Source organism: Pseudoalteromonas sp. NZS100_1, from assembly GCF_015864285.1.
Taxonomy (GTDB): domain Bacteria; phylum Pseudomonadota; class Gammaproteobacteria; order Enterobacterales; family Alteromonadaceae; genus Pseudoalteromonas; species Pseudoalteromonas arctica.
Genome location: NZ_JADYXN010000353.1, coordinates 1 through 516, shown reverse-complemented (window position 1 = coordinate 516; position 516 = coordinate 1). Strand labels below are relative to the sequence as shown.

At 61.8% G+C, this 516-nt stretch carries 1 protein-coding gene; it reads right to left on the bottom strand.

Translation table 11 applies throughout. From position 1 onward, the window contains the following. Positions 1–333: 333 nt before the first annotated feature. The coding region (locus I6F66_RS22730) for a hypothetical protein (RefSeq protein ID WP_231611969.1) at positions 334–516 on the bottom strand (183 nt) is incomplete at its 5' end.

The following is a 516-nucleotide window of genomic DNA, read 5'->3' as shown; positions in this document are numbered from 1 at the left end:
ATTCAGGGTCCGGCCGGCCTCGCGATAGGGGACGGCTAGCATCGACCTGCCGGACCGCTCCACGGATTCCAAACCGAACTTCGCCGCCAGCGCGGGGTCGATCGATCTGGCGTCGAGCCAGTCGGTATGAGCCTTGATCATTTTCACGCGATCCATCCTTGAACCCACAGTGATGGCAAAAGCAGGCCCACCCTTCGGCATCGATCAGCACGGACAGGCAGCGTGCGGTTTTCTTTTTCCGTTGCGCGGAACAGGCCGGGCATGTGCTGGTATGCTCGCCCGGTGAATAGCTCGACAGGCGAATGCCCAGCGCGGCCAGCTGTTCGGCGGCGGTCATGCGATTGGGAGCTCAAGGTCGCCCTCCTGCTGTATCCGATTTCGCAACAGCCGCTCGATGTATGGAACTGGGTCACTGACGCTGTTCCGCTGCGCCTGGCTGATGGCCGTGATGACAGCTTCCGCAGGATAGTCCCGTCGCAATTTGCCCAGCCAGGTCCGCGCCTGTTGCTCGGATTT